This window comes from Mesorhizobium neociceri (genome assembly GCF_013520985.1).
Taxonomy (GTDB): domain Bacteria; phylum Pseudomonadota; class Alphaproteobacteria; order Rhizobiales; family Rhizobiaceae; genus Mesorhizobium; species Mesorhizobium neociceri.
In genome coordinates, this window is record NZ_JACDTY010000010.1 from 1 (window position 1) to 21311 (window position 21311).

At 63.8% G+C, this 21311-nt stretch carries 18 protein-coding genes; 12 read left to right on the plus strand and 6 right to left on the minus strand.

The window, feature by feature from the left end; genetic code table 11:
- Positions 1–72: 72 nt before the first annotated feature.
- The 4 genes from H0241_RS19955 to H0241_RS19970 form a co-directional block, all read right to left on the minus strand.
- A complete protein-coding gene (locus H0241_RS19955) occupies positions 73–1923 on the minus strand; it encodes a phospholipase D-like domain-containing protein (RefSeq protein WP_181059367.1) in 1851 nt (616 codons plus the stop codon).
- Between the two features lie 105 nt (positions 1924–2028).
- Complete coding sequence (locus tag H0241_RS19960; protein ID WP_181059369.1) at positions 2029–3006, minus strand: DUF3616 domain-containing protein; 978 nt, start codon at positions 3004–3006, stop codon at positions 2029–2031.
- Between the two features lie 46 nt (positions 3007–3052).
- Entirely contained in the window at positions 3053–5278 is a 2226-nt protein-coding gene (locus tag H0241_RS19965; protein WP_181059371.1) for a DNA/RNA non-specific endonuclease, read from the minus strand.
- Positions 5279–5352: 74 nt separating this feature from the next.
- Positions 5353–5784 (minus strand): hypothetical protein, encoded by a 432-nt coding sequence (locus H0241_RS19970; RefSeq protein WP_181059783.1) that lies wholly within the window; start codon positions 5782–5784, stop codon positions 5353–5355.
- A gap of 25 nt (positions 5785–5809) precedes the next feature.
- Between H0241_RS19970 and rsgA the strand changes: the two genes are divergently transcribed.
- The 8 genes from rsgA to H0241_RS20010 all read left to right on the plus strand — a co-directional run bounded on the left by rsgA (position 5810) and on the right by H0241_RS20010 (position 13894).
- Positions 5810–6835, plus strand: a complete 1026-nt coding sequence (gene rsgA / locus H0241_RS19975; RefSeq protein WP_235984380.1) for a ribosome small subunit-dependent GTPase A — start codon at positions 5810–5812, stop codon at positions 6833–6835.
- A gap of 167 nt (positions 6836–7002) precedes the next feature.
- The gene (locus H0241_RS19980) at positions 7003–7434 is read left to right on the plus strand and encodes a hypothetical protein (protein ID WP_181059375.1); all 432 of its coding nucleotides are present in this window, start codon (positions 7003–7005) and stop codon (positions 7432–7434) included.
- Positions 7435–7443: 9 nt separating this feature from the next.
- The gene (locus H0241_RS19985; protein WP_181059377.1) at positions 7444–8520 is read left to right on the plus strand and encodes a phosphoenolpyruvate carboxykinase (ATP); all 1077 of its coding nucleotides are present in this window, start codon (positions 7444–7446) and stop codon (positions 8518–8520) included.
- Positions 8517–9278, plus strand: a complete 762-nt coding sequence (locus H0241_RS19990) for a glycosyltransferase family 2 protein (protein ID WP_181059379.1) — start codon at positions 8517–8519, stop codon at positions 9276–9278. Before H0241_RS19985 ends, H0241_RS19990 begins: the two co-directional genes overlap by 4 nt.
- A gap of 1 nt (position 9279) precedes the next feature.
- The gene (locus tag H0241_RS19995; RefSeq protein WP_181059381.1) at positions 9280–9957 is read left to right on the plus strand and encodes a glycosyltransferase family 2 protein; all 678 of its coding nucleotides are present in this window, start codon (positions 9280–9282) and stop codon (positions 9955–9957) included.
- On the plus strand, positions 9954–11444 hold the full coding sequence (locus H0241_RS20000) for a nucleotidyltransferase family protein (protein ID WP_181059383.1): 1491 nt from the start codon (positions 9954–9956) through the stop codon (positions 11442–11444). Before H0241_RS19995 ends, H0241_RS20000 begins: the two co-directional genes overlap by 4 nt.
- Positions 11441–12340, plus strand: coding sequence for a glycosyltransferase (locus H0241_RS20005; protein WP_181059385.1), 900 nt, complete (start codon positions 11441–11443; stop codon positions 12338–12340). Before H0241_RS20000 ends, H0241_RS20005 begins: the two co-directional genes overlap by 4 nt.
- A 222-nt stretch (positions 12341–12562) precedes the next feature.
- On the plus strand, positions 12563–13894 hold the full coding sequence (locus H0241_RS20010; protein WP_181059386.1) for an APC family permease: 1332 nt from the start codon (positions 12563–12565) through the stop codon (positions 13892–13894).
- Between the two features lies 1 nt (position 13895).
- On the opposite strand, the gene H0241_RS20015 is transcribed toward H0241_RS20010, so the two are convergent.
- On the minus strand, positions 13896–14672 hold the full coding sequence (locus tag H0241_RS20015; RefSeq protein ID WP_181059388.1) for a helix-turn-helix transcriptional regulator: 777 nt from the start codon (positions 14670–14672) through the stop codon (positions 13896–13898).
- 77 nt (positions 14673–14749) lie between these two features.
- On the opposite strand from H0241_RS20015, the gene H0241_RS20020 reads away from it, so the two are divergent.
- The gene (locus tag H0241_RS20020) at positions 14750–16174 is read left to right on the plus strand and encodes an amidase (RefSeq protein ID WP_181059390.1); all 1425 of its coding nucleotides are present in this window, start codon (positions 14750–14752) and stop codon (positions 16172–16174) included.
- Between the two features lie 244 nt (positions 16175–16418).
- Here H0241_RS20020 and H0241_RS20025 read toward each other — a convergent pair whose 3' ends face one another.
- Complete coding sequence (locus H0241_RS20025; protein ID WP_181059392.1) at positions 16419–17603, minus strand: Gfo/Idh/MocA family protein; 1185 nt, start codon at positions 17601–17603, stop codon at positions 16419–16421.
- Positions 17604–17907: 304 nt separating this feature from the next.
- Between H0241_RS20025 and H0241_RS20030 the strand changes: the two genes are divergently transcribed.
- The 3 genes from H0241_RS20030 (at position 17908) to H0241_RS20040 (ending at position 21185) form a co-directional block, all read left to right on the plus strand.
- Complete coding sequence (locus H0241_RS20030; RefSeq protein WP_181059395.1) at positions 17908–18795, plus strand: MurR/RpiR family transcriptional regulator; 888 nt, start codon at positions 17908–17910, stop codon at positions 18793–18795.
- A 78-nt stretch (positions 18796–18873) separates the two neighbouring features.
- A complete protein-coding gene (locus H0241_RS20035) occupies positions 18874–19656 on the plus strand; it encodes an SDR family oxidoreductase (protein WP_181059397.1) in 783 nt (260 codons plus the stop codon).
- Entirely contained in the window at positions 19653–21185 is a 1533-nt protein-coding gene (locus H0241_RS20040; RefSeq protein ID WP_328824768.1) for a mannitol dehydrogenase family protein, read from the plus strand. The genes H0241_RS20035 and H0241_RS20040 overlap by 4 nt, the downstream gene beginning before the upstream one ends.
- The last annotated feature ends 126 nt before the right edge of the window (positions 21186–21311 follow it).

Consider the following 21311-nt stretch of genomic DNA (forward strand, 5'->3'; position numbering starts at 1 on the left):
GCCCCCTGTGGCGCCGGCCATCCCCTCTCCCTCGCAAGGAAGACAGCGCGCCCAGGCGAGCGCCAACCCCGATCACCCCTGCGGCGGTTTCTTCTCTTTCTTGGCCGCGGCGCGTTCCTTTTCATCCGCAAACGGATCCGGATCGGTGGCAGCAGAATCGCTCCACGTCCCGACGTCCGCCTCGGGGAAGAACAGCAGCCGGCGGTTGTTCTTGTAATTGCTCGCCTTGAAATTCGGGCCGATCCATTTGCCGGTCGTGTCGAGCTCCAGCCATTTGCTCTGCTCGCCCGCCTCGGCATTGTGGTTGATGATGTCGCGCGAGCGGAAGTGCCGGAAAATGCGGTCGACTTCGGTCATGTAGATGTCGGCGACCCGCGTGTTGCCGCGGATCAGCAGCATGTTCTCGTCGTTGGAGGTCAGCGAGTTGGTGGAGAAATTCGCCGATCCCGAGCAGATCAGCGGATCGTCGGACAACGGGTCGATCAGCAGCACCTTGGAATGGATGAAAAAGACGTGGCCATTGTTGGTGGGCCGCGCCAGCTCTTCCTCGACGAACCACTCGTCGAGATCGGAATTGGCGATCGGCACCACCTTGGCGCCACCCACCTTGTACTTGATGAAGGATTTTCCCAGGATCGCGCCGTTGGAGAAGGCGAGCTTGCCGCGATTGGCCTTTTCGGCGGCAGCGACCTCGGCAGTCGGCACATCCTCGAGCACGATCAGCCGCATCGCATCCGCCTTCTTGCCAAGGGCAGCGAGAATGGTGCTGGCCACATTGAACGGGATGGTCATCATCGCCAGCGTCGTGGTGTCGGTGATCCGCTGGCCGTACCAGTCGAGCATATTGTCGGCGACGCGTGGCGAGAAGAATGCCGCGATCGACTTTTTTGCAATGACGTTGGGAGGATTGGGCGTCAGCTTGGTCGCGTTCGTGACCGCAATGCTGTGCGTCGGATCGCCGGACAATTCCGTCCAGTAGGCAAGATAGGTCTTCGCCGTATCGGAGTCGGTCACCAGATGGCCGACATTGGTCTGCCCGAAAAAGCCGGTGTCGGTGAAATTGGTCGATCCGGTCCAGACCCTTTTCGGCTCGCCGCCGACGAGCTTGACGATGAACTTGTTGTGCGGAATCGGCGTGCGCGTGCGCCGGAACAGGATTTGCGTTTCCGCACCGTCCCGCATCACCTTGTCCGGAAGCTCGGCCTTGCCGATCGCCGCGCGGTTGGGGTCATCGTCCTTCTTGGTGTCGTGATAGACAATCTGGACATCGACGCCGCGATCGAGCGCGCGTTTCAGCGCCCGCAGGATCGGCAGATAGGTGAACTCGTAAGCGCAGACCCGAAGCCCCTCGCCGGGGCCGGTTTCGTTGATGTATTTCAGGCAGGCTTCGGCAAGACCGCGCGACAGCCACTCGGTTTCCGGATCGAGCAGCTTGCCATCATCGCTGACGTTGTCCGTCATCTCGTCGGTCAGCCGCTTGTTGTGAAATTTTGTCTCGAAAGCGTGGCTGGCGATGGCGCCGCGGTTGAACCAGACGCCATGATGCTGATCGTCCTCCGCCTCGGTGCGGATCGAGAATTCGAGCTTGTGGCGCTCTTCGAACGCATGAATATCGCCATAGAGCGCGACGATGGTGAAATCATAGTTCGTATCCGCGAATGCCTTGTAGTCGGACCACAGGAACGTCTGGAACGGTTGGTCGCGCGACGAATAGTCGTCCTTGGGGTCGGGATGCGGCACCAGATCCCTGAAATACTTGGTGCCTCTCAGCCAGGTCTGCTCGTGTCCCTTGACCCCGCGTTTGACCGCGAAGCCGAGCAAGCCCTCGCGGGACGCTTCGTCCATATCCAGCGCCAGCAGCACGACACGCGTGCCGGCGACCGCCTTCACCTTGAGATGATCATTGCCCTTCGTGACACGCATGGCTGCTCCCAATGGCCGAAGTTGACTGCTGAAGAATACGAGAATTGGTTGGCGGTTCTGCCCGAGATCAAACGGCGCTTGTTCAATTTCCGTCTATGACTTTGCTCACGCTCCCGGCAGGGCAAACCAGTCGCCCGTCACCGTCGTGCCGGACCGCCTGCCCTCCGCACCGTCATAGACGATAAGAAGGCCGGGCGTTCCGTCCAGCTTGAACGGGCAGATGCCTTCCGGATGATCGCGGTCGAGCGGCCATTCGTGAAGCAACTCCGCCGTCTCCGGCTGGCGTGATCTCGACGGGTGCCAGCGACAGATGCGGAACGGCCCGTCGGCTCTTGTGACCGGACCGGCAAGCACCAGGACCCCCTCCGCGCCATAGGCAAGATCGCGGACGCCGAGACCGCCAAGGTCGAGCAGATGGCGATAGGGTTCGCCACTCGCAGTCGGTAGCTTCTTATCACGCGGCAGTGACAGGACGATGGCATGGCTGTCGACGACCGGACCGCGCAGTCCCAATAGAATGCGCTTCGGCAAGACAGCCAGACCTTCTATGTCCAGCCCATTCTCCTTGCTCGGCAATTCCAGGAAAATCGACAGGAAAGGGTCGGGACGCAGCTTGCTGCGCAGGCTTCCCGCGCCCGAAAAGGGCAACGCCACTGCCGAGCGGCGGACAGGCAGGCGTGTGGCATCGAGACCGATCGAGCCGAGCAGATGCCGGCTTCGGCGAGCGCGCACATCCGAACTCATCGCGCCTGATGCATCGGGCTCAACCCTGACCCGGCAATGTGAGCCGCACAGCCAGAGCCGCTTGCCCGAAACGGCGAGCGATTCAAGATCGGCCTCCTTGCCGCCCGGCAGATCCGGAAAGAAATCGACGAGGTCATACTGCTTGCTGAGTTTGAACCCGGTCGCCGTCCGCTCGTGACGTTCGAAGGTTCGTCCCTCGTCGGAGATGGTCCAGGCGACCGCGCCATCGACCACGACGCCGGAAAGGTTGCCAATGACGGCGTCAATCTTTTTGGCGCCTTCGAAATCGAAGGCGATTGGGTGTGCCGGCCCGAGGCTGACCTTCTTGCTGGTGTCCATGGCGAACTCGTCGGCAGGAGTATTCTTCTTCGATCCCTCCATTGCGCTACTCGCGAACGATGTCGGCCTCGTTTGCGAGCATTACGTATCCAGGTGGCGCCTTGGCCTCGGCCCTTGTTGACTCGGCCGTGGAGACGCGCACGCGCGCAATGGCCTCGCGACGTGTTGCTGATGCCGACGCAAGCGGATCGAATTTGCTCAGGCTTTGGGTGCCACCCGCGCCGGCGGTAAACGCAAGACCCGTCAACCGTTCGATTTCTGCGATCGGAACCTGAAAGGTCTTGAACGCCGTGAACGGCACTTCGACTGTCGCCTCGATTCCATACTTTTCGATGACTTCGCTTTGGTCGAGGAGAAAGGCGGCAGCGAAAAGCTTGTTGTCTGATGTCAGCGCTGTTGCGATTTTCCAGAACCGCAGGGGATATTTGATATCCTTGTAACGCTTCCAGACGGGATCGCCGTCGTCGAGGACGGGGCCGGTGAAAACCTGCGCCTTGAACGCATTAGCCTTGATCGCCCCTTCCAGGACGTGCATTTCCAGACCTGCCCACAATTGCCTGTTCTGGTTGAACCTAGCATGCTGCGGCGCACAGTTTGGCCAGTGGAGCGTATCGGCGGCGCATTCAAGCGCAGCGCTGGGATCGGCCCCGTATTGCATATCCTCGTAGCGGGTCAGATGGCCCCTATCGAACTTGTTGTGTTCATAATAGTAACCGGCGATTTGCGAGGAACGCGCTATACGAGGGTCAAACCGCCATTGGTCATGCGGTCGCCCCAGTTTGTGGCGATGGCTGCCGTCGATATTTGCCGCAGTGTAGATAGCGAGTTTGCGTTCGGCGTGCATCACCAGGCTGTAGCCGAAATAGTTCAGCACGTACTCCTTGGGGTGATCAAGGAGCGGTGTCGCCTCACGCTGCAAGGCGCCTAAAGTCGGCAACGGCACGTGGTGGCCCTTGCCGCCGAGAAAGGTCGGATCATAGCCGTTTCTTCTGCCCGTTGAGCTGTAATCAGGATCGAACGGCACATCATAGTCGGCGGGGCGCGAGCCCGTGTCAGCCTCATCCGCACTGGCCGCGGATGTCGCCTCGACAAACGATTCCGCTGATCGCGCGCCGGGCTGGCGCAGCGACAGGCTGCCGTCATCGTCGATGTCGAACGTCAGGTTGATGCTGCGGTTGGCCATGGTTTTGCTTTCCCTTGCGGACGGAGGCGATAGGACGATCGGTGGAGTGGCTTTGCTGCCCGGTCCAGAGTCGACAGCTGTTGCAAAATAGGTGCGTGCGAACCCGGCGATGACCGCCCTGGCGCGATCAGGATCCATGTTGAAAATCGGCTCGAATAGCGGCTGATCCGGTGCGGCACTCTTCAGGTCAGCAACAAGCCTCGAGACCCGGATACCTTCATTGGCGATCCATTTGATCGCCTCTTCCTTGTCGCGGCCGGGATCGAAATCGCGATCGTCGATGGTTTGCATGACACCGTTTTTCATCAGCGGCACGCCCTTGTGGTGCAGTGCCACAACGTCCCAGCTGTTGTTGAAAACCGGCGAGCCGGACGACCCGCCCAGCGTGTCCGTCGAGTACCAAAGCACGTCGTCCGTACGCGTGAGCAGCTTGTTTTCGCGCACGCACACCTGTTTTTTCTGGCCCCCGGGATGCTGGATGATGGTGAGCCATTCGCCATCCGCGACCTTGCCGACGGTGCCGACTAGCGGCAGGTAGCCAAACGACGTCAGCGCGACGCCGTCCTCGCTGCGATCCTCGACAGACACGACGGAATAGTCGAGCCCGGACGATGTCATGAACAGGCGATCGGGTTGCAGCCGGAATGAAACCGGCTGCTTGGGATTGTCGAAAATGTCGAGTTCTATGTCGAACTCGGCACGGGCATCGCGGGCGGCCGCCGCAGCCGGGAAGACATGGTTGTTGGTTATGAGCACGCCGGGCGCGATCAGAAATCCGGTGGCAAAGGCAGATTGGTTGTCTACCTTGAAGGCGATGCGGCAGACCGAACGGCCTGCTACCGTCCCATGCTGAAGATAGTTGATCGGCTGGAGTTCGTTGCCTTCGACAATGCGTTCGTATTCGACTTTTGCCTCGCGCCGATCGCCCAGCGTATCGGCCAGAAACTTAAGGCGGTCGTCGAGTTGTTTTCTGGGCGCCATCACGGATGGCGGCAGATCCATGCTTGAAGCGGCAAGTGTAGCGAGGTTGGGAGGCGCGCGACGGCGCGCCTTGTCGATTTGCTCACGAAGACTTTGAAGAATCGTCACGTCGGCAGTCCCACCCACCAGCCGTACTTACAAGATCATGATATTTCTTAGGCGCTCGCCATCTCCGCGAGCACCTACTTCCAAGCCCAAGCTGTTGTAGCACCTATTTTTAGAAGAGTCTTTGGCATCGAAGACAAGAAAGTGAAATTTGCTTGCGGCGTATTTGAGGTTGGAATGTAGTCGATCTTGCGTTCGGTTTGTTGTTGCGATGGCGAGGCCCTCACGACGCCACCTCCCTGAGGTCTTTCCGCAACCGGCTTGCGCAGCCAAGGGCGCCCCCTCAAGGCTACCGGATCGACGCGTGCAACAGCGCCAAGCCTGCGTGTACTTGAAACTGTAGCCTGGCGGAAAACGCCGACGACGATCGACAACAACTTGGGAGGCCTGGCGAATGCCTGGCCTCCCAAGGTTTGATGGCCCGGCTTGCCAAACACCGCCATGCCGCCCATAGAACGGCTCGGATCATCGCCCTGCTTCGAAAGGCTGTTGCCGCAGCCGTGTGCCAAGGATACTTCCGATGTCTGTGACGCCTTGGTCAAAGCTGTGACGACCACCCTCGCAAGCCTCGGCTGGACGGAGTTTTTCGGCGATCAGCTTGAACCCGATGAGGCAGATCTTATCCCGACGCGCATCGCTTCGGTGCACCGAGACCGGTTGACCGGCCTGTCCCAGACAGGGCCGGCGAATCTGGCGCTGCCGGCGAATGCAAACACCGGCGACTATGCCGTCGGCGACTGGGTACTCGTCGAGCCGCACACGCATCTGCTGCGCCGCCGCCTGACCCGCAAGACGGTGCTGGAGCGCCGCACCCAGGGCGGCAGGGTCCCGCAGCTGGCCGCGGCCAATGTCGACACGCTGTTCATCGTCACCTCCTGCAATGCCGATTTCAACATCGCCCGGCTCGAGCGCTATCTGGCGCTGGCCAACGAGGCCGGAACGACGCCGGTCATCCTGCTGACCAAGGCCGACACCGCTGACGACGCCGAGGCGTATCAACGCCAGGCTGCCGCCCTGCAGCGTGGGCTGGCCGTGGTGATGCTGAACCCGCGCGTCGCCGACGCCGCAACCGCGCTTGCCGCCTGGTGCGGCACGGGGCAGACGGTGGCGCTGGTCGGCTCCTCCGGCGTCGGCAAATCGACGCTGGTCAACACGCTGGCCGGCTCGGCGCAGCAAGCGCCGCAACAGACCGCGGGCATCAGGGAGCACGATGCCAAGGGCCGCCACACCACCACGGCGCGATCGCTGCACGCCATTGCCGGCGGCGGTTGGGTGATCGACACGCCGGGCATGCGCACACTGCATGTCAGCGACGTCGCTTCCGGCATCGACACGCTGTTTGCCGAAATCACCGAACTGGCACCGCTGTGCAAGTTCCGCGACTGCACCCACGTTCACGAGCCGGGCTGCGCGGTGCAGGCGGCCTTGAAGGCCGGCACGCTCGATCCCGAGCGCCTGGCCCGCTGGCGCAAACTGTCCGAGGAAAACCAGGGCAATACGCCGGTTCAGAGCGGCCCGCGCGGCAACAAATCTCCCGGCGGTCGCCCAAAGCGGCGCTGAGCGGGTAGTGGCCTTTTCGGTGGTCCGAATTGGCAGTTTTGCACAGGTCGGGCACCATTCTGTGCCACCTTGATCATTAGTGTCGGCTCATGGTCCTTGGTTTTTCGGGAAATTTGTCTATTCTTGGCCCGGCACCCCGGGGATAGGCGGTGCGGGCGTGACAGGGGTTGGTTCTGAATTTATCCGGGCGGTACAAACTCGGCACGGATGTTTCGTGCGAGAACTTCGACGGCGAATATGTCGTCCTCAATCTGGCGACAGGGCACTATTTCTCAGTCTCCCGTTCAGGCAGCACCTTGCTCGATGGTCTCGTCAGGGGCTTCGACTTTGCCGAGATGATCGAGACGCTGGCCGCCGCCCGGCCGGCCATGCGAGACGAGATAGGCGCCTTCGCCGCGCAGATCGCCGGCTATGCAATTGTCATCCCCGACCTCGAAGCATCCGCCCAGCCATTGGCCGCGGACTGGATCAGGGCGGCGCATGAAGCGTCAGATCCCATGCTGCTCGAAGTGTTCGACGATATCGCCGATCTCATCACCGCCGACCCGATCCACGACACCGATGAAGCCGCCGGCTGGCCCATTAAGAAAGAGGCGTAGGTCCGGCCCATGACGCTGGCTGCGCCCGCCCCGACCATCGATGACGGCATCACGCTGCGCAATCTGCTGCCGTTCGCCGCCTCGGCCATCGAGCAGGCGGAAAAGGTCATGCGGCGGATAGCGCCGGCCGCGAGGCTTTCGTTGCACGGTGTCGACGTTTCGCTCTACTCGCAAGATCCCGGCTATGTGGCGCTGGCCAGCGAGCGTCTCTGGCAGAACGGCAACGAAACCGGCCGGCGTGAAGCTTGCCGCATCCTTGTCACCTCGACCGGCGTCGATGGATTGATGACGCCGCCGCAGTGGGGTCCGGAAGAATTCCACTCGCGCCGCTTTGAAAAAGCGCTGGAGGGCAGCCCGTTTCGGGCCGAATTCGATCACGACCGCAAATCCTGGCACATCTTCGATCTCAGCCGGAACATCGGCCTCCTGTGGATGCAGTCGGCGCAAGCCTTTGCGCCATGGGAGCCCGGCTCGCCACTGCGTGTTTTCCTGCACTGGTTCTACAGCGCCCGTGGCATGCGGCTCACCCATGCCGGCACGCTCGGCCGCAACGGCAAGGGCGCGCTGCTCATCGGTCGTGGCGGATCGGGCAAGTCCGGCACCGTCGTCGACGGCATGATGCACGGGCTGCAGTCCGTTGGCGACGACTATGTCCTGCTCGAGCCAACGGACGGATTTCCAACCGCACGTCCGGTGTTCCGCACGCTCAAGCAGAATGCCGACGGGCTTCGTCGCCTCGGCCTTCTCGAAACCATCGGCGTTGGCCGCAAAGAGAACTGGCAGGGCAAGTATGAATTCTTCAGCGAAGATTTGGGCGTGCGGATGACGCCGTCGCTCAGCATAAGAGCCCTGCTGGTGCCTCATGTCGCCGGAACGCAGCATACAGGGGTGACGTCGATCTCCCAGGCCAAGGCAATGCTGGCATTGGCGCCATCCGGACTGTTCCAGATGCCTGGCGAGCGCGACAGCGGCGTTGCGCGCTTCGCCGCGCTGGTTCGCTCCCTGCCCTGTTTCGGCCTGGCGCTTGGCAGCCAGTCAGGGGATGCATCGCGGGTCATCGGCGATTTTCTGGACGCGCTGCCGTGAGCAAGGTCTCGGTCATCCTGCCGCTCTACAACCGGGCTGCCTTCATCGACGCGGCGCTTCGCTCGCTGCTTGCCCAACAGGCCGACTGCGATCTCGACATCATCGTCGTCGATGACGGTTCGACCGACGAGGGGCCGGACATCGTGCGCGATCTTGCCGGGCGTCACCCTTGCATCAGGATGGTGCGGACAGAAAACCAGGGCGTCTCCAGGGCGCGCAATGTCGGATTGCGGCAGCTGCCGCCGGATTGCGATTTCGTCACCTTCCTCGATTCCGACGATGTTTCGACCGCCGGCCGGCTGGCCGCCGATCTGGCGGAATTCGATGCGGCGCCCGAGATCGGGCTCACCTATGGTCAGATGACGATGATCGACAGGATCGATCCCGAGACGCTGATGCCGGCGACGGATGCAAACAGCGCCATCATCCGCAGCATCCATGTCGGTGCCGGTATTTTCCGCAAGTCGCTTGTCGATCGGATCGGCTTCTTCGACGAGACCCTGCCGCAAGGTGAAGACACGGATTTCCTGCTGCGCGCCTTTGAAACCGGGGGGCCCTACAGGCTGACGGACACCAACACGCTCTATTACCGGCAACACGCCGGCAACATGACGCGGGACAAGCAAGCCGTCATCAAGTTCCTCATCCATGCCTTGCGACGGTCGATCATCCGTCGGCGCGGCAACCCTGATGCGCGCATTCCCGAGCATCTGTTCAACATGCAGGCCCTGAAAAACGTCCACTTCGAGGTCGAGTGAGATGAGCGGCTGCCTCGCACCCTACAGCGTGGTCATCCCGGCCTACAATGCTTCGGCGACGGTCGGCGAAGCGGTCGCGTCGGTGCTCGCGCAAACGGTTCTGCCGGCGGAAATCCTGGTGGTCGACGATGGCTCGACGGACGAGACCGCAGCTCTCGCTTCGCAGGCACACAGGCTGGTGCGCGTCATCAGGCAGGACAATGCAGGCCCTGGCGCGGCGACCACGCGCGGCATGAGCGAAAGCCGGTACGCGCTGATCGCAACGCTCGACGCCGACGATGTCTGGCTTCCGCACAAGATGGAGCAACAACTGTCGCTGTTGTCAGCGCAGGCGGCGACCGACGGTGTCTTTTCGAACCTGGAACTCTTCGGCGAGAGTTCGCTTTCCGGGAGCATTCAGCCGGGTTGGCTCCGCTCCACCATGGTCATCAGGCGCCATGTGTTCGACCGGATCGGGCCGATCATCGATCCGCCGGGAAATCGCGGCGACATGGTCGACTGGCTGGCGCGCGCCCGCGAGGCGGGATTTCGCCTCGAACTGCTGGCGCAAGTGCTGGTTCGGCGGCGGGTGAGCACGACGAGCCTTTCCTACGGACGCGACCCGCTCAAGGACAAGGGCTATCTCCATATTGCGCGCCAGCGGATCTTGCGCAGCCGCGCCGGAAAGCTGCCTGGGTGAGGCCGACCCTGCTTCCGGCGCCCAGCCGCGCCTTCCCGACCGGCTGGCCCGACCGGCTGATCAAAGCCGCGATCCATGCCGACGACGCCATCGCTTTCGCACACGCCGATGCCTGGCTGCGGGCCAACGACATCGACATCGCCCCGGCCCGCGACCATCGCCTGCTGGTTGAAATCGCCACGCGTTTCGGGCCTCGCCTGAGCGGACATGCGGCCTATCCAAGGCTGGTCGGGCTGCGCCGGATGCTGTGGACCCGCTCGCAAATGGCGCTGCACGAGATCGTGCCGGCGCTGTCGGCCATGGCCGACGCCGGCGTGAGGCCGCTGCTGATAAGGGAGGCCGCGCGTCTTGCCGAGACGAGCGATGCCGACACCCGCATTGCGCGCGACATCGACACCCTGGTTCATCCCGGCGAGATCCAAACGGCCTTCGACAGTCTGCTTCGTCGCGGCTGGATGCCGGTCCAGAGCGTCAGCCCGCTTTATGTTCGCGAGCATCTGCCATCGATGCGCGGCGTCAGGCTTTTCAAGGACGAAGTCAGCGATATCCTTCTCCACAACCGGCCCTTCCCTCCGGGCTATGGTCACGCCAGCGATGATGATGCCATGCGCGAACGCGCACGGCCGGCCTCGCTTGGGAAACTCGCCTTGTGGCTGCCTTCGCCGGAGGACGGCCTTGCGCTGGCCATCGCCGATGGCGGCATTGCCGGGCAGACGCGCAGCGACTGGCTTGTCGACGCCGCGGCGATCCTGTCGCGCCATGGCCTCGACTGGCAGCGCTTCGCAGCGATCGCTGCATCCCGCCGGTTGCAGGCCCCGGCGCTGTTCGCACTGGCCTACCTAAGTGCTGAGGCCGGACTGCCCGTCCCCACGCAGGTCATGACTGCGCTATCGGAAGCGGCTACGGCGCGGCCGCTTTCCTATCTGCTGGCTTCAGCTGAGGCGCGGCCGAGGGATGGTGCTGGCATTGCCACGAAGGCACTGCAGGGCGTAGCACGGCTGCTGCGCAAACGCGCCGCCGGCCAGGAAATGCCGCGCGCGCCGGATCGGCTCGTGGCGGTCCGCAGCGTCGCGGCAAGCGATGGCAACCCTTCGCCTCCGACCGTCGAGCAACACATCGCGATACCGCCGAAGCTTGGCGCCGGGCCAGTGCATTTCCACGCCGTACTGCGGCTCGCCGTGCCGCCGGTGCGCCGACGGATCGAATTCGAGCTCAACACTGCTACGCGCCATATCTGCCGCATCCGCTATCGCAAATGGACAAGGGGAGCCCACCCGATCACGCTGGCCATTGACGGCGAGATCGACATCCTGCCCGACGAGACCGAACTGATCCTGATGTCGCGCCCGGCCAGGCTCGTTCGCGGCGACGGCGATCCGGCAAGGAAGGCGCGCTATGACGCGCTACCCTTTTCGAGCATTGCCCTCGAACTCGGCAGCGAGCGGTCGATAGAGGCCCTGCCGCAAAGCCTACGGGGCGAACCGTGAAGCTCTGGAAGCTGAGAGCCAGATATTATGCCTACCGGCGCCGGCTCTGGATCCGCTGGATCGGCCTCTACAGCAGCGTGATGCTGTGGCGGCATGCGCCGATGCTTCCGGATCCTGACGCCAGGATCGTGCTGAGCGTCCGCTACAGCGTGCATTTCCTTGGCGGCAAGGAGGGCTGGGTGGTGAAGCGCAAGCTCAGTCCGCAAGACCATCTGGCCTGGCTCTTCGACAGCGACAGGCTGCTGCAACGCCTGACGTTTTTCTCCACCATCCTGTTGCCGTCGCTGCTCACCCAGGATCTGCCGATGCTGCGCGGACGCCGCGAGCTGGTCGTCTACGTCTCGGAAGGGCTTCCGCCGTCGCATCTAAAGGCGCTCGAAGCGACGCTTGCTCCTTGCGACTGGGCGCGGATCGTGCCGGTTCCCGTCGGCGCGATGGAATATCCGGACGTTGGTCCTGATGAGCCGCACGCACATCTGCGCATCGACGATGACGACGCCTTGTCGCGCGATTTCCTGAGCCGCCTGTCGGCCTATGTGCGGCCGGCATTCCACGGCCACATCATCACCCATCCCAACGGCTACTTCGCCGGTTTCGATGACGCCGGAAATCTGCTTCTAAGGCAGTTCCAGATACCGATGATTGCCATGGGCTTCACCTACATCGTCGCGCCGGGGACGAAGTTCCGTTCCGTCTACGAGGTCGGGCCGCATTTCGACGCCTATCGCAGCGCGCCGACCATCATCGCCGACAAAAGACCCGCCTATGTCCGCACCGTGCATCCCGGACAATCGATGTACCCGCAGACCAAGTTCAGTGGCGATCCAGCCACCACCCTGCAAGACGTGCAGCGCTACATCGAATTCAACCCCGACGCACTGCGCCCGCAGGGATAGTCCGGAACCGGCGCAGCACTGATTGCCCGCCTGGGAAGCCGCTGCAGCGATGCCTGCCAACGACGCGGCACAGAGCGCCCCCGCATAATCCCTTGGGGTTATGGCCGCGCTGCGCCGGCTAAGTCATGCTCCGCCTCAACTTCGAGAAATGCGACCGGGACGCCTGCTCTTCTGGCAGCCTCCGGAAAAAGCATCGGACACAAGCTTCCCGGAGGCGGAACAATGCAAGACACTGTCAAACTCGACCGCGCGCTCGGCCTTTGGTCCGTCGTGCTTTTCGGCCTGGCCTACATGACGCCGATGATCGTCTTCGGCACCTTCGGCGCGCTTGCCGCGGCAAGCCAGGGCACCACCGCCATGGCCTATCTCGTGGCGGCCGCGGCCATCCTGCTCACCGCCATCAGCTATGGCGTCATGGCGCGCGTCTATCCGGTCGCCGGCTCGGCCTATACCTATGCCCGCCGCTCGATCAGCCCGAGCATCGGCTTCCTCGTCGGCTGGGCGGTGCTGCTCGATTATTTCTTCCTGCCGATGGTGATCTGGCTGATCGGCGCCGCCTATCTCACTTCTGCCTTCCCCGCGGTTCCGACCTGGGTGTGGATCGTCGGCTTCATCGCGGTGACGACCATCATCAACGTCGTCGGCATCGCGTTCGCCAACCGCATCAACTTCATCCTGATGCTAGTGCAGCTCGGCGTGCTCGTCGCCTTCCTGGTGCTGGCCGCCCGCTATGTCGTGGCGCTGAACGGCCCCGGCGGTCTGGTCTCCGTTACGCCCTTCTTTAGGGAAGGCGTGCCGTTCTCGGCTTCGGTCGCGGGTGCCGCCATTGCCGCTTATTCGTTCCTCGGCTTCGACGCCGTGTCGACGCTGACCGAGGAGACCCGGGACGCCCGCCGCACCATGCCGAAGGCGATCCTGATCATCGCGCTCGCCGGTGGCCTGATCTTCATCGCCTCGGCCTATATCACCCAGCTTGCCCATCCGGGCGCCGACTTCGTCTCGGTCGACGCCGCCGCCACCGAAATCGCCAAGGCGATCGGCGGCGACCTGTTCGTCACCATCTTCCTGGCGACGCTGGTCGTGGCGCAGTTCACCTCCGGCCTTGCAGCACAAGCCAGTGTCGGCCGGCTGCTCTACGCCATGGGCCGCGACACCGTGCTGCCGGCGTCGTTCTTCGGTAATCTGCATCCGAAATGGCACACGCCGATCCTCAATTTGATCCTGGTCGGAGCCATCGGCCTGGCGGCGCTGACCATGGACGTCACCACCTCGACCTCGTTCATCAATTTCGGCGCCTTCCTCGCTTTCACCGCCGTCAACGTCTCGGTGATCGCGCTCTACCTGAAGCGCGACCAGCAGGTGCGTCCACTCGGCATGCTGATCGGGCTGATCGTCCCGACGCTGGCGGCGGTCTGCGACCTCTTCCTGCTGTGGAACCTCGACGAGCACGCCAAGGTGCTCGGCCTAGTCTGGCTGGCCGTCGGCGTCGCCTATCTCGCCTACCTCACCCGCTTCTTCCAGGTCGCGCCGCCGGAAATGGATTTCGCCGAATAGGCTAATTGAGAAACAGGCGGAACAGTTCCGCCTGGCTCGATATTGCGAGCTTCGAATAGATCTGCCGCCGATGCACCTTGACCGTGTTCGGCGACAGCGACAGGACGGCGGCGAGCGAGAGGTTGGAATGGCCCTTGAGGACCAACGTGACGATCTCGAGCTCGCGGCGGGTCAGCAGCGGATGCTCGATCCGCGCCGCAGGGGTCGCGTCCTTGATGTCGAGCGAGAGGCCAGGGACATGAAACCAGTGCCGTGCCGCGAGCGCGCAGACGATGGGCGCGGCGGATCTCAGCCGCGCCAGCTCGTCTTCGGCAAACAGCGGCGCCGCACCCGTGCGCGACAGCGACAGCACACCGGCAAAGCTATTCTCCAGCTTGAGCACGAAGCCGATCTCGTCGCCGATCTCGGTGGTGGCGTAGTGTCGCCGGTAATATTCGGTGTGCAGGAAATCGTCCGGCGCGAGCTCGCGCATGACGATCATGCGCTCGGCTGCGTCGCCGCGAACGGCGTCATAGAACGGGTCCAGCACATAGGCGCCGGCGAGGTAGCGGTCGACGATGATCGAGCGCTCGGCGACGATCTTCTCATTGTAGAGGTCGAAGGCGCGGCCAGCGGGCGAATAGAGAAAACCGTTCATCATCTGGAAGGGTGTGAGCAGGCGCAGCGCCGCCGCCAGCGCGTCAGGAAATCCGCGCGCGCCGATGGCGGATGCCGCAGCACCGAGGCCGGCATTCCAGGCATCGAAGGACGGAGGCGAGCCTCTGGCGGCGGGTTTCATCGGAACGACAGGTCTCGTAGTGGCGGCATCCGCGAGATTGCACAGGTCGGCCCGACCAGCACAAGGAGAACCTCGCCATGAGCCATCCGCTGGATCTCAGCGCCAACGCCATTGCCGACGGCATCCGCTCCAGCACCTTCAGCGCCGAAACGGTGGTGGGCGAGTCCATCCGCCGCGCCAGGGCAGTCAGCGCAACGCTCAATGCCTTTGCCGTCATCCGCGAGGAGCAGGCACTGGAAGCGGCCCGCCTTGCCGACCGTGCTGTGGCGCGAGGCGAGGCAACAGGGCCGCTGCACGGCGTGCCGTTCGCGGCCAAAGACCTGACGCCGACCGCCGGCGACCTGACGACATTGGGTTCATGGACGAAAGGCGATTGGGTGCCGACGGAGACAGCGCTCTGCGTCCGCCGCCTGCAAGCGGCCGGCGCTATCCTGATCGGCAAGACGACGACGCCGGAGTTCGCTTTCTCCAGTTTCACCAACAGCCCGCGTTGGGGCTCAACGCGCAACCCGTGGAACCCGGACCGCACCAGCGGCGGCTCTTCCGGCGGCGCCGGCGTGGCTGTGGCGACAGGCGTGGTGCCGTTCGCCGAAGGCACCGACATGGGCGGCTCGGTGCGCATCCCCGCCGCTTTCTGCGGCGTCGTCGGATTGAAGCCCAGCCTCGGCCGTATCCCGATGACCATCCTGCCCAGCGTCTTCGACAACATCTCGCATTTCGGCCCGCTGGCGCGCAGCGTCGGTGACGCCATAGCCTTCATGGAGGCGACCACCGGCGGCAGCGACGAGGACATCTCTTCGCTGCCGATCGGCTTTGACAGCGCGGCAGCGCGGTCGGGCGGGCTCCAAGGCAAGCGCTTCGCGCTGTCGCTCGATCTCGGCTACTACCAGATCCAGCCGCAGGTCGAAGCCGTGATCCGGCGCGCTGTCACCGAGATGCGTAGGGACGGCGCCATCGTCGACGAGGTGCCGATGAATTGGACGCGCGCTGTCAACGACGAATGGTTCGATCTCTGGTGCGTCTTCATGTCGGCCTTCTTCGGTGGCGAGCTCACCACGCATCGCCACCACATGGACCCGTCGGTGGTCTCGATGATCGAGCGTGGCTTGGCGATGAACGCCACCGCCTACAAGCGGGTCGAGCTGCTGCGGACGTCGATGTGGCGGGACATGGCGCGGCTTTTCGAACGCTACGACGCCCTGCTGTGCCCGACCTGCGCCATCACAGCGCCGCCGGTGAGCGAGACCGACGACGACTATATCGCGACGCTGCCCGACGGCCGCTTCAACGGGCTCGACCTGACCTGTCCCTTCAACATGCTGCCGCAATTGCCGGCGCTGTCGCTGCCCGCCGGGTTTGCTGCGGATGGATTGCCGGTTGGCTTGCAGATCGTCGGGCGGCGATTTGCGGATGAAGAGGTGCTGTCGATGGCTGCGGCGGTGGAGGCGCGGTTGGGAATTACCGGCCTCAGAGTGGATCGGTTCGCTGCGGCAACCGCTTAGGGCAGCGCCAGCCCCCCACTCCGTCTCGGCTTCGCCGAGCCACCTCTACCTCCATGTTCATGGGGGAGAGGAAATGGGCTAATCGCCAAGATAGCGGCCTCGAAAAACTTGGATTTCCTCTCCATCAAAAAGCTTGGGATTTCCTCATCCCCCACGAATGTGGGGGAGAGGTGGCTCGGCGAAGCCGAGACGGAGTGGGGGAACGCCGTAGACGATTGCACGCGGCAACCCGCAGCAACTCACCTCACCCAAACCTGGCCGCCGTCCAAGCCCCACCCGCCGCATTCGACTCCACCGCCGCAGCAACAAACTTCACCCCACGCGCACCATCCACAACATCCGGCACCTGCGCGGCCCTTGCTGCATCGACCACCCCACCCGAGCGATGTGCACGAATGATATCCGCGGCGTCGCGGTAGAAATTGGCGAAGGCTTCGATATAGCCTTCGGGGTGCGCCGCCGGCATGCGCGACACGCGCTGGCTCTCAGTGGTCGAACCAGGGCCGCCGCGCACAAGCGTGCGGGTTTCCTCGCCATGGATGGAAAAGCGCAGTTCCTCCGGCCGGCCGCCCGACCATTCGAGGCCGGCTTTGTCGCCATAGATGCGCACCGAGAGATCGTTGTAGTGGCCGGGCGAGGTCTGGCTGGCCAGGATCGTACCGCGCGCCCCGCCTGTCCAGCGCACCAGCACATGCGCATTGTCATCGAGCCGGCGTCCCGGCACGGCGGTGAACAGATCGGCCGACACCGCCTCGGCCTCGCAGCCGGAGATATAGCTTGCCAGGTTGAAGGCGTGCACGCCGATATCGGCCAGCACCGCCGACTGCCCGGCGCGCGCCGGATCGGTGCGCCACTCCGCCTGCTTCTGGCCCTCGGCGTCGATCGGCTTCGTCAGCCAGTCTTGGATGTAGGCGCCATGTACCGACACGATCCGCCCGAGTTCGCCCGCCGCCACCATCTCGCGCGCCTGGCGCACCATGGCGTAACCGGTGTTGTTGAGCGTGACGACGAAGCGGCGCTTTTTCGCCTGCGCCAGCGCCACCAGCGCCTCTGCATCGGCCAGCGTCGTCGACAGCGGCTTGTCGCAGATCACATCGATGCCGGCCTCAAGAAAGGCGGTGGCAATCGGCGCGTGCAGGTGGTTGGGCGTGACGATGACGACCGCCTCGATGCCGTCCGGCCGCGCCGCTTCCGCCCTAGCCATGGCGCGGTAATCGGCATAGCTGCGTTCCGGCACGATGCCGATCTCGACGGCCGATGCGGCGGCGTTTTCCGGATCGGACGACAGCGCGCCGGCGACCAGAACGATCTGGTCGTCAAGCCGCATGGCCAGCCGATGCACGGCGCCGATGAAGGCATTGCGTCCGCCGCCGACCATGCCGACCCTGAGCCGCCTGCCCGCCGATCCGTCCGATGTTGCGTAGACCATGTTTCCTCCCAGGAAGACTGTTTTGCTGTCGTCGTCGAGTTCTGTCGCGCCCCCCTCTGTCCTACCGGACATCTCCCCCACAAGGGGGGAGATCAGCTGCCACTGTGGCCTTCGCCAATCTCAGGCGTTGCAAGAGGGGCGCCGAAGGCAAAACTGCCAATCTGCCCACCCGTGGGGAGATGTCCGGCAGGACAGAGGGGGGCGCCGTAGAGCGCTGCCTTTGACCGTTCGCATCAGTCACCACTTCGAACACGATTTCCAATTTTCATATTGTAAAACGATCGTACCGCGCTAGCCTGAAATCATGAGTGGGGCAAGCAAGGCATCCGGACGATCCAGCACCGACGAGGCGGCGACGCGCAAGCGCGGCCGCTCTCTCGCGGCGCTTGGCTACATCCAGCCGCAGACCTATGAGGAGCTGCGCGCGGTGCTGTCGTCGGGCACGGTGCATTTCCCCAAGCGACTGCGCCAGGTGGCGATCTTCCTGTGGCAGCACCCGAGCGATGTCGCGCTCGGCACCATTGCGCAGGTGGCGGCGCAGGCCGGCGTACAGCCTTCGACGCTGGTGCGCTTTGCCCAGATCTTCGGCTATTCCGGCTTTTCCGATTTTCAGGGCCTGTTCAAGGAACACATCAAGGGATCGTGGCCGGAAGGCCGTGGCGAGCCGCGCACCGAGACCGAGCCCAACCTGCATTTCCTGCGCGGCATGGTCGGGGCGTCGCAGGCCTCGCTCGGCCGCATCGAGGCCGGCTTCGACGTAAAGAGTTTCGACAAGATGGTGGCACTGCTGGCGGACGCCGAGCTGATCTATGTCATCGGCTCCAAGCGCGCCTTTCCGGTCACCGCTTATCTGTCGCTGACCCTGTCGCAGCAGGGCGTGCGCAATGTGCTGGTCGACAATGTCGGCTCCTCGGCGCTCGACCAGATCGGCTGTATCGGCGGCCGGGATGCCGTGCTCGCCGTCTCTTTCAGCCCCTACAATTCGATCACGCCCGACCTCGTCGCGGTGGCGCATGAGCGCAAGGCCCGCATCGTCACCGTCACCGACAGCACCTTCAGCCCGCTGATCCCGCTGTCTGACAGCTGGCTGGAAGTGGTGGAATCCGACTTCGCCGGCTTCCGCTCGCTGGCCGCATCGCTCGCCGTGGGGATGGCGCTGGTCCATGGCGTCGCGGCAATGCGTGGCGAATGAGCCGCCGCTGGTCCAATTGACTATCGGGAATTACCATTCCATATCTTCAGAAATAGAAACTTTGTTCCGGGAGGAGGAATGGAGATCCGGCTGGACGGCAAGGTGGCTTTGGTCACCGGGTCGACGCAAGGCATTGGCCGCGCCATTGCCGAGACGCTTGCGCGCTCCGGTGCGGCCGGCCTTCTGGTAACCGGCCGCGAGAGGGCGCGTGGCGAGGCGGTGGCAGCCGAGCTGTCGCAATTGGGCACGCCGACCATCTTCGTCGCCGCCAATCTCGCCGATCCGGCAACCCCTGCCGTTCTGGCACAGGCCTGCATCGAGCGCTTCGGCCGCATAGATGCTCTCGTCAACGCCGCCGGCCTGACCGATCGCGCCTCTTTCCTCGACGCCAGCCTCGACGACTGGGCGGCGCTGTTCGCCGTCAACGCCCGCGCGCCGTTCTTCCTGATGCAGGCGGCGATTGCCGACATGAAGAAGCGCCGCCAGGGCGGCGCTATTCTCAACATCCTGTCGATCAACGCCCATTGCGGCTCGCCGGAGTTGGCCGTCTATTCCGCCAGCAAGGGCACGCTGGCGACGCTGACCAAGAACGCCGCCAACGCCCATCGTTTCGACCGCATCCGCGTCAACGGCATCAATGTCGGCTGGACCGATACGCCGGCCGAGCGCGTCATGCAGGCCGAGACGCTGGGTAACGGTCCGGGCTGGCTCGACAAGGCCAATGCCGCGCAGCCCTTCGGCAGGCTGCTGACGCCGAACGATATCGCCAGCCTCGCCGTCTTCCTGCTTTCCGACGCGGCCGGCCCGATGACCGGCGCCGTGATCGACCAGGAGCAGGCGGTGATCGGGGCGAACCGGTGAGCACCATCGAAACGCTTGGGCCGGCGCTGCTCGACCGCTTGCCGGCCTCGGTCCAGACACCGTCCTACGACCGCACGATGCTGGCGCCCGGCATGGCGCATCTCGGCGTCGGCGCTTTCCACCGCTGCCACCAGGCCGAATACACCGACGATCTCATCTCGCTGCGCTTCGACCGCTGGGGCATCGTCGGCATCAACATCCGCCCGCCGAGCCTTGCCGATACGCTCGGACGGCAGAGCGGGCTCTATACCAGGCTGATCCGCGAAAACAGCCACATCGAGGCGCGCGTCATCGGCAGCATCGTCAGGGTGGTCGACAGCCAGGAAAGTGCCGCACCGGCGCTCGGCGTGCTGGTGTCGCCCGACATCGAACTGGTGACGATGACTGTGACCGAAAAGGGCTATTGCCATATCCCGTCGAGCGGCGAACTCGATCTCGGCCATCCCGACATCGTCCACGACCTCGCCAACCCGGAGACGCCGCGCAGCGTGCCTGGCCTGCTGGTGCGGGCGCTGGAGCTGCGCATGGCCACGCATGGAAGGCCACTGACGCTGCTCTCCTGCGACAACATTCCTGCCAATGGCATCATCCTCGGCAGTGTCGTGCGCAGCTTTGCCGAACGGCGCGGCAATGGCCTGGCCGCGTGGATCGCAGCCAATACCGCCTTCCCTTCGTCCATGGTCGACCGCATAGCGCCGGCGGTGACGCAGGACGATCTCGACAGCGTCGAGCAGTGGTTCGGCTACCGCGACGACGCCGTCGCCGTCGGCGAGCCGTTCCGGCAATGGGTGATCGAGGAAAAGTTCGCCGGCCGCATGCCACGCTGGGATCTGGTCGGCGCAACTTTCGTCGACGATGTCACGCCGTTCGAGCATCTCAAGATGCGGGTGCTGAACGGCGCCCAGACGACACTCGCCACGCTTGGCGTGCTGGCTGGTCTCGAGCACACATCGGATGCCATGGCCGACCCGCTGCTGTCGGACTTCATCAGACGCATGCTGGTCGAAGAGACTGTACCGACGCTAATGCCGGTATCCGGCATCCTGCCGCTCGCCTATGTCGAACAGAGTCTTGCCCGGCTGAAGAACACCGCGATCCGCCACCGCAACCACCAGATCGCCACAGACGGTTCGCAAAAGATCGTCCAACGCCTGCTCAACCCGATCCGCGACCGGCTGAGCCAGGGTGAGAGCATTGGGCTGCTGTCTGTGCCGGTCGCCGGCTGGATGGCCTATCTCATCCAGGCTTCCGACCGCTTCTGCAAACGCTGGCCGGTGTCGGATCCTTATGCCGGCAAGGTCGCCGCGATCGCCGACGCGACCGGCCATGATGCAAGCGCGCTGGCATCCGCCATTCTTGCCATAGACGGGATATTCGATCCCGGCCTTGCCGCTGACGAAACATTCCGTGCGGCCGTCACGTCAGCACTTGGCGACCTGCTTTCGGACGACCCGATGGCGGCCGTCCGCCACAGTCTCGAACAAGATGAGGTCGCGAGGTTGAAGCGATCCAAACAATCGGCATTATAGACAGCGGTCGTGAAGCCACGACCAAAGCAATTCCAGGAAAAGTGTGAAACGGTTTTCCGTTCGGAATTGCGTCAAAAGCAAAGGGATAGAGCGGTTCAGCGTGAAACGATGAAGCGCTCTAGGGAG

What these genes read in the sequence shown, in the direction of transcription:
- H0241_RS19955 (WP_181059367.1), bottom strand. Translation starts at nt 1,923, where the DNA reads ATGCGTGTCACGAAGGGCAATGATCATCTCAAGGTGAAGGCGGTCGCC.
- H0241_RS19960 (WP_181059369.1), bottom strand. Translation starts at nt 3,006, where the DNA reads ATGGACACCAGCAAGAAGGTCAGCCTCGGGCCGGCACACCCAATCGCC.
- H0241_RS19985 (WP_181059377.1), top strand. Translation starts at nt 7,444, where the DNA reads ATGACGCTGGCTGCGCCCGCCCCGACCATCGATGACGGCATCACGCTG.
- H0241_RS19995 (WP_181059381.1), top strand. Translation starts at nt 9,280, where the DNA reads ATGAGCGGCTGCCTCGCACCCTACAGCGTGGTCATCCCGGCCTACAAT.
- H0241_RS20010 (WP_181059386.1), top strand. Translation starts at nt 12,563, where the DNA reads ATGCAAGACACTGTCAAACTCGACCGCGCGCTCGGCCTTTGGTCCGTC.
- H0241_RS20015 (WP_181059388.1), bottom strand. Translation starts at nt 14,672, where the DNA reads ATGAAACCCGCCGCCAGAGGCTCGCCTCCGTCCTTCGATGCCTGGAAT.
- H0241_RS20020 (WP_181059390.1), top strand. Translation starts at nt 14,750, where the DNA reads ATGAGCCATCCGCTGGATCTCAGCGCCAACGCCATTGCCGACGGCATC.
- H0241_RS20025 (WP_181059392.1), bottom strand. Translation starts at nt 17,603, where the DNA reads ATGGTCTACGCAACATCGGACGGATCGGCGGGCAGGCGGCTCAGGGTC.
- H0241_RS20030 (WP_181059395.1), top strand. Translation starts at nt 17,908, where the DNA reads ATGAGTGGGGCAAGCAAGGCATCCGGACGATCCAGCACCGACGAGGCG.
- H0241_RS20035 (WP_181059397.1), top strand. Translation starts at nt 18,874, where the DNA reads ATGGAGATCCGGCTGGACGGCAAGGTGGCTTTGGTCACCGGGTCGACG.